The sequence below is a fragment of the Planctomycetia bacterium genome (genome assembly GCA_034440135.1).
Classification (GTDB): Bacteria; Planctomycetota; Planctomycetia; order Pirellulales; family JALHLM01; genus JALHLM01.
The window spans coordinates 1-7,559 of sequence record JAWXBP010000251.1 but is presented as its reverse complement, the minus strand read 5'-3'; the positions used below and the strand labels follow the sequence as shown (position 1 = coordinate 7,559).

The 7,559-nt window shown below is 59.3% G+C and carries 8 protein-coding genes; 6 read left to right on the top strand and 2 right to left on the bottom strand.

Going from position 1 to position 7,559, the window contains the following annotated elements; genetic code table 11:
* Positions 1 to 364 precede the first annotated feature (364 nt).
* Entirely contained in the window at positions 365 to 703 is a 339-nt protein-coding gene (locus SGJ19_15515; GenBank protein MDZ4781659.1) for a hypothetical protein, read from the top strand.
* A 139-nt stretch (positions 704 to 842) separates the two neighbouring features.
* Here the strand turns inward: SGJ19_15515 and SGJ19_15510 are convergent, their stop codons facing one another.
* Both SGJ19_15510 and SGJ19_15505 read right to left on the bottom strand, forming a co-directional pair.
* Positions 843 to 1,505 carry a hypothetical protein gene (locus tag SGJ19_15510; GenBank protein ID MDZ4781658.1) on the bottom strand — a complete coding sequence of 221 codons (663 nt, stop codon included), beginning with the start codon at positions 1,503 to 1,505 and terminating at the stop codon, positions 843 to 845.
* Positions 1,506 to 1,926: 421 nt separating this feature from the next.
* Positions 1,927 to 2,115, bottom strand: a complete 189-nt coding sequence (locus SGJ19_15505) for a hypothetical protein (protein ID MDZ4781657.1) — start codon at positions 2,113 to 2,115, stop codon at positions 1,927 to 1,929.
* 363 nt (positions 2,116 to 2,478) lie between these two features.
* On the opposite strand from SGJ19_15505, the gene SGJ19_15500 reads away from it, so the two are divergent.
* From SGJ19_15500 to SGJ19_15480, 5 genes are all read left to right on the top strand, one after another.
* A complete protein-coding gene (locus tag SGJ19_15500) occupies positions 2,479 to 3,120 on the top strand; it encodes a site-specific integrase (GenBank protein ID MDZ4781656.1) in 642 nt (213 codons plus the stop codon).
* A 393-nt stretch (positions 3,121 to 3,513) separates the two neighbouring features.
* The gene (locus SGJ19_15495) at positions 3,514 to 3,660 is read left to right on the top strand and encodes a hypothetical protein (protein MDZ4781655.1); all 147 of its coding nucleotides are present in this window, start codon (positions 3,514 to 3,516) and stop codon (positions 3,658 to 3,660) included.
* 575 nt (positions 3,661 to 4,235) lie between these two features.
* Positions 4,236 to 5,033: a DNRLRE domain-containing protein gene (locus SGJ19_15490; protein ID MDZ4781654.1), complete on the top strand. Its 798-nt coding sequence runs from the start codon at positions 4,236 to 4,238 to the stop codon at positions 5,031 to 5,033.
* A gap of 567 nt (positions 5,034 to 5,600) precedes the next feature.
* Positions 5,601 to 6,158, top strand: a complete 558-nt coding sequence (locus SGJ19_15485; GenBank protein ID MDZ4781653.1) for an ECF-type sigma factor — start codon at positions 5,601 to 5,603, stop codon at positions 6,156 to 6,158.
* 119 nt (positions 6,159 to 6,277) lie between these two features.
* The coding region (locus SGJ19_15480; GenBank protein MDZ4781652.1) for a serine/threonine-protein kinase at positions 6,278 to 7,559 on the top strand (1,282 nt) is incomplete at its 3' end.

Here is a 7,559-nt window from a genome sequence, read left to right as displayed (position 1 = left end):
TTTGACGGGGGCAATTTCAGGTCACTGATTGTAGCGTCGTGTGCTAAGCAGTTTATCGCGTCTTTTCGAACGCTCTTTCGATTGGTAGCGAAACGGTCAAATGCTAATGGCACTTCGACCTTTTTAGGACTTACGCAGTTGACGGTTGCAGGCGGTATTGGGGGTTTTTGAAATAGGCTCGGACGGCGTCGCGGGCGAGGTCGAGTGTGGCGTGAAACCAGCTGATTCCGCTGTGAAAACAGTGGAGCTCCAAGCGCACAAACGCGCGGAGGCTGAGGCTGATGTGGTTGCGTTGAGATCGGGCGCTGCGAGCTTGGCAGCGTTCGATCGATGCGATGGAGGTTCGGCGCGTGCCCGGAAGACCGTGAAAAACCAGCACGGCGATCCCCGCTTCCTGGAGCAAGTACAGAAGTGCGTCGCTCAGCGCCGGGCGCTCTTGGGACTCGATGCCCCAACCTTGGTAGCTCCAGTGACGCCATCCGGCGATCCGCTCAAGCTCGCTCCGGACACGGTGGTCGTTGTGCAGCAGCTGAGGATCGAGATGTTGAATCAGCGCGACTACTTGGACTATCTGCGGTCCACGGCCGTTGAGAACGAAGTCGTGGAACCGAGCCCCGATCGTTGGAAGGACGAGCCGCGGGCCGACTTGCGGACGCTTACTGACCAGCGACTCCGCGATCCTTCGGTTCTGGATGTACCTTGAACGGACCAAGGCCTGTGCGGCCGGCGTGCAACTACGTTGAGCTGTACTGGATGCGCCTGAAGTTGCTCCCCCTGTATTTCACGTGCAGGCCGCTTTAGCGCGGGCGGCGAAATACGACCACAACCCGTCCCCGCAGCAGCTATTCGGCCATCTGTTCAATTTCCCAAAGTATGTTCGCTTGTGCTTGGCCTTCGAAGATCGAGAAAAGCGGGGTCAGAAAGACCTGTTTTCCTACACAGTCCTCAAGAAAACTGCGGCGTCCCAGCGGATACGCGCCGCTTCCGTCGTCGAACTCCTTGCGGATACCGGCCGCGTATTGCTGGTAACGCGGGCGTGGAGAACCGACCGCCCACCAATCAATGTCGTGTTGCAATTGGAGGATGTCCCTCGACGGCCGCTCGCTAGGCAGCGTCGCGAGGATGAAATCTTCCGTGCACTGAATCGTCGGCGGCTCTGCTCCGATCTTCGCGGCGAATACACGCCCTGCTGCTGCACTGCGCTGTTCGTTATCCTTTGCTCCGGGCACATAGAAGAAGTCGTGGAAGGCAAGAGAAAGAGTTAGCGAGTCAACCTCGTAATCCTCGAAGGCCGGAAGAAGCTGTTCGAGATGATACAGCCACCCGAAGCACTCCTGAAGATGAAGCAGGTCGTGATGCCCACGGTGCGGCTCAGCGTACGCAGCGAACACTGTCGCGATGCCTTCCTCGACCGCCGTCTCATTGAGACGCGGTAGCGGCCGCACTCGGCGGATCATCTGCGCGATCTGATCACGCGACGCAGGCCGGACGACGTAGTCGGACATTAACGCTTCCTTTTGCAGAACACGAACAAAGAATCCAATCGGACCCCAGCACAACAAAATGAATGAATTGCTTTGCGGCGAACCATAGCGTTGACGCTTGGCCTAATCAACGACGGTAAGAGCCACAATCGTTCGTGCTGGGCGTCCTTACTTCACTGATCAGGACTGCGACGATGTGCACGTTCGTTTGAAAGCGGAAAAAAAGTCGATTGCGACCTCAAATGGCTGGACATACTAGCCCGCATGCTGTTTAGCATTGGCAGCAATCCACGAGTTGGCTTCGTTGGCCAACTTCGCGATTCGACGCAAGTCATTTCGTCCGAAGCTTGTTGAGCCGCGGATGGTCTAGCCTTTCTTGTGGAGGCGAGAACCTGCCGTCGATGCGATCGCTGGACATCTGAGTTTCTGCTGTGAACGCAGACTATTTTCGCTTCCGCTTCTTCACGGCAAGGGATAGCCCCTCATACTGCGCTTTTTGAGCGATTGCACCTGGCGTACGCCCGAACATTCTTGCCAACTCTTTGGTTGAGACCTTGCCGGCCAGCGACTTAAACCTCTTAAGTTCGGTTGGCGACCACGGCTTGCGCACCAGCTTTTTCTTCTTGGCCATCGTTGCTCCTTGATCATTGGGTGAGGCACGATCGTAGCAACCATCGCCGAGCCGACCAAGGGCCTTCGGCGATGGTCAACCGACATTCTCACTTGCTAAGAGAATTCAGCCATATTTGCACCGGCATGCCAGCGCATCGAACGTGTGAACGCGCGCTAAGCAAGATCGCATTTTCTTTCTGATTTCCACTTAGCTCTTGGGAATGACGTGTTTTAGGCGAGCCCAAAGCATCTCTGGCGCGCGCAAGGTTGTTACCAATTCACTGGAAGTGGTAACAAGTTCGCTTGCTGCCGGGCCGCTGGCGAGGTAAGTGTCGAGGCGTAGTGCAAACTCGAACATCTACGCCCGACGGAGACGCTTTCGATGCAAAATGTGCCGATTTACTCCACTTGGCAGGTCGACTCTTGGCGGCTCCTGTCCCGCACCGAATTGGCGACCGTCCGGGCCGATCTGGAACGTAAGGCCAAGCGGTCACTAAACACCAGGCTGAACCTCGTGATTGTCCGGCTGGCCTGTTGCTGCGGTCTGCGGGTGTCGGAGATTGCCAGCCTGCGGTTGGACGATGTACGGGTCGCCGACGCTCGACCGCACATCGTGATTCGTGCTGCGGTGGCCAAGAGCCGGCGGCTTCGACGAATTCCACTTTGGTGGGACCGGCGCACCTTGGAGACGCTTGTGGAATGGAAGCAGCTTCGCGTGGAAGAGGGCGCAACTGCCCGCGACCGATTCGTCGTCTCCGCCATCAACCGCACCCGCGGCAAGACGCTGACGAGACAGGCGATTCGTCAGCGGTTTCGGACAGCCTGCAAGGTCCTGGGGAAGTCGCGCCTCGAATCGCTCTCGATCCACGACGGCCGGCACACGTTTGTGAGCCATGCGTTGGCTGGCGGCCGCACATTGGCCGAAATACGCGACGCGGCAGGGCACGCCAACATCGTCACGACTTCGGCGTATCTGCACGTGGTCGTGCGCGAAGGCACGCCAGCCGGCCAGCTGTTCGCCTGAGTCGCGCGCATTAACGACCAGCCGCGAGCGCCGCGAATGCGGTAGTTTCGACGCTAGCTCGCATTGTTTACATGGGAGGCGGAATCAGTTGCGCTGGGCGACCGAACACTGCCCGCTCGTGGAGCCGAAGTGGTTCCTCCTCCGGAGGAGGAACAGGTAGGAATGCGTTGCACTCCCCCACCAACGTCCCTAAACTAAACCCCCGTTCACCCCGAGCGCCACACTTATCAACCGCCAAGCGCTGCACTATTCGACCGCCGTTTACAACGGACGATGGTTCAGACAATTGCGGTGTTACCGAAGCCTTCTGAAAAATGCTATCGTTGGGTTGGGCACTTCCACGGGCCGGACCAATGTAGTGGCCCGATCACTTCCGCTTCCTGGGATAGAGGTATGGCAACCAACGTAATGCGCTCGCCGCAAACGATTCAAGACGCGTATCAACGTCGGCAGCAGGTTCGACAATTGCGGCGGTTCCTTTTCTTCGCCGTGCTGGTGTTGTTGACCAACGTGTTCTTCTGGTTCGGCTTGATGCGCTAGTCCGCGGGACTGCCGACGCACCATCAGGGGAAATTTGGTGGCGGCACCGGCAGCGCACCAAATCGTGACGCTCCTTGGGCAGGGTCGTTCGACTCCTAGCGACGGGCGCCAACCAAACCGGTACACGCCGCAGATTCTTACCGTGCGATGCCAATGCCGCAGGCCTTGCCTCCCTCGTGACGGCTGCCCTCACTATGGGCTTTGTGAGCAACCGCAGGTCGACTACAGCCTGAGCACACTATCCCGAGTTGTGAGTAGGCCGCAGGCAGGTCCGCCGCAGTAGCCGGCTGCGGTGAGCGCGAAGGGATACGCTGCAGGCTGCGAGTAACCGCGCATAAAAAAGCCGCCCGCGCCCGTAACTCGGACCGGCGGCCAGGTCGTGCAACGGGGCAGCCACCGCACGACACGGAGAGGTTAACCTTCCCAAGGCTGCGTAGCAAGAGGTAGAACGTCGTCCTTTTGCCGCTTGCGTATCGCGCCAGGATAGTATGTCTCATGTCGTGCACCTGTGATGTGGGCGATAGGTTGCATTTCTGGCTCACTGCATGCATGCTAGGTGCGGCAAAACAACTCTCATGAATCGCATCACCGGGGCAACAATGCGTTGGGCAAGTCATCTTCTTGGTGCACCGCTGTTATTGCTAATTCCGTTCCGACTGTGTCTGGGTGCCACTATCCAACTCAGCGCTGCCGCCGACAATACGATTTACGATGATCCGTCGGCGTCGCTCAGTAATGGAGCCGGACAATTCCTCAATGTGGGCGTCACCGCCGATGGGCTGGTGCGTCGTGGTCTCGTTCGATTTGACGTCGCTGCGAGCATTCCGCCGCAGTCGATCATCACCGAAGCCGTGCTGACGTTGCATTTATCGCAATCACAAAGCGGGGCCGAACCGGTCGCGATCCATCGACTGTTGTCGGCCTGGGGGGAAGGCACTTCCGACGCGTTGGGAGGCGAGGGAGCCGGTACGGCCGCGACTGCGGACGACGCCACTTGGGTGCACCGCTTCTTTCCGGACCAGTTGTGGGCTACTGCGGGGGGCGATTTAGTGGCTATGCCACGCGACACGGTCGTTGTAGGCGCTCCCGATTTTTACCACTGGGGATCGAACAGCCTTCTCGTGAATGACGTGCAGGCCTGGCTCGAACAACCAGGGAGTAACTTCGGATGGGTCGTGGTAGCGGCCGACGAAATCTCCAATGCCTCTGGCAAGCGATTTGATTCGCGCGAGAGTCCGGTCCTGTCGAATCGCCCTCAATTGACTGTGGAGTACCGAACAATTCCGGAGCCGCCGAGCGCTGGCTTGGCGATCGGAGTGGTGTTGATGGGTGGACTGTGCGGCAAGTGGCGCTATCGCAGGTATGGTCTGTGATGACGCGGCTAACAGTCACGCACGGTACTCGCATTCAGTTAAAAGAATCGGACTACAAATTCAGGCCACCCAGAATCGCGCAAGCGCTGAATGGCTCGAGACCGGGATTCTTGCTCGCGCGTGAGCGGACTGAACAGTCTTAACCCGGATTGGGCGAGGATTGTGCACGGTGCTCCAGCGGAGGTGTGATCGGCACGACCGGCTGCGTGTTCTGAGCCAGCGGCGTGGTCGCGAGTACTACCCAATCAGAATCTCCTGCAGCGGTGGAGCCCGGGCTGGTTAACACATCTCCCTAATGATGCTCGTCGCGGCAATCGCGGTTCCGCGGAAGCAAAACTCGACTACACTCCTCGCGCCGCAACAGACTTAACACCGCCTCTCGCCGGTCCTTCACCTCCACGTTCGACTGTCGCGCCATCGCTTCGACTCCTGCTCATCATGGGATCGTCAGCCCACAATCTACACCAGAAGTGTCTCACAACGCGATTCCCAGGAAGCTTGAGCTATCCATCGGCAGGCCCGGAGCGTCGATTGCGGGCTCGTTTTGGAGCAACCATAATTGGGGCCATGTCCGACGTCACCCGCATCTTGTCGCAAATCGATTCCGGCGATTCGTCGGCGGCGGAGAAACTGCTGCCTCTGGTATACGACGAGCTGCGAAAGCTGGCCGCCGCGCGCCTAGCGCAGGAAAAACCCGGCCAGACGCTACAGGCCACGGCCCTGGTCCATGACGCGTATCTCCGGCTTGTGGATGTCGAGAAAGCCCAGCACTGGAATAGTCGGGCCCACTTCTTCGGAGCGGCTGCCGAGGCAATGCGGCGCATTCTCGTCGATCAAGCCCGCCGCAAACAGGCTCAAAAGCGGGGCGGTCAGGGCCAGCGGATTCCCCTGGATGCCGCCGATGTCGGCTTCGAGTCTCCCGCGGACGAACTTCTGGACATCGACGTGGCCCTCGCGCGTTTGGCGGCCGAGGAACCCCAGTCCGCGCGCTTGATTCAGCTCCGCTATTTCGCTGGCTTATCCATCGAGGATGCCGCCGAACTGGTCGGCATTTCCCGCTCGACGGCCTACGAACACTGGTCCTATGCCCGCGTGCGCCTCAAAACCTTGCTGGGGGGCGAGTGATCGACCGGCGGAAACGACGCAGCTTTTGCCATATTTTTCCGGACGAATGCGGCGCCAATTCCGCACTGTAGGGTGTCCGTCGAGTTCAGCGCCGGACGAAATTGGTATTGCGTGTTGCCATGCCTGCAAACCTGCAAAAAGCCCGTGATCTGTTCCTCCACGCCGTCGGCCAACTGCCGGCAGAGCAGTGGGAAGATTATGTCACCCAGGCCTGCGGCGGGGATGCCGAATTGGCACAACAAGTCGAGGCCATGCTGCAAGTTCACCGCGAGGCGGGCAGCTTCCTCAACGCGCCGGCGCCGGGACTGGAGGCCACGATGAATCAGCCGTCTCTGGAGCAGCCGGGGACGCAGATCGGCCCTTACAAGCTGCTCCAGCAGATCGGTGAAGGCGGCATGGGCGTCGTCTACATGGCCGAGCAGCAGAAGCCGGTTCGCCGCAAGGTCGCCCTCAAGATCATCAAGCCTGGCATGGACACGCGGCAAGTGATTGTCCGCTTCGAGGCCGAGCGGCAGGCGCTGTCGCTGATGGATCATTCGAACATCGCCAAGGTGCTGGATGCTGGCGCGACAGAGGCCGGCCGCCCCTACTTTGTGATGGAACTTGTCCGCGGCGTGTCGATCACTGAATACTGCGACGAGTGCAATCTGACCACGCGCGAGCGGTTGGAATTGTTCATCAGCGTCTGCCAGGCGGTTCAGCACGCCCATCAGAAGGGAGTAATCCATCGCGACATTAAACCTTCGAATGTGCTGGTGGCGATGCAGGACGGCAAACCGATCGCCAAGGTGATCGACTTCGGGGTGGCCAAGGCAGTCAATCAGAGACTGACAGAGCAGACGCTCGCGAGTGGTTTCGGGCAGCTGATCGGGACTCCGCTGTACATGTCGCCCGAACAAGCAGAGCTGAGTCCACTGGAGATCGACACGCGCGGCGACATTTATTCATTGGGGGTGCTGCTCTACGAATTACTTACTGGCGCCACGCCGTTCGACGCGGGGCGGCTCAGGGAAGTAGGCTTCGATGAGCTGCGCCGTATCATTCGCGAGGAAGAGCCGCTGCACCCAAGCGCCCGGATCAGCACGCTGAATGCTGAAGCACTATCCACGGTTGCAGGCCGCCGCCGCGTCGAATCACGTCGATTCGTGCAGGCGATTCGAGGCGATCTGGATTGGATTGTGATGAAGGCCATGGAGAAAGACCGCAATCGCCGTTATTCCGCCGCAAACGAGCTTGAGCGAGACGTGCGACACTATTTGGCGGAAGAGCCCATCATGGCGCGTCCGCCTTCAGTGGGATATCGCCTGCAAAAGTTCATGCGACGGAACAAAGGCGCAACGCTAGCCGGGAGCCTCGTGACACTGACGCTCGTGGGCGGCATCGCCGCCACTACCTGGCAAG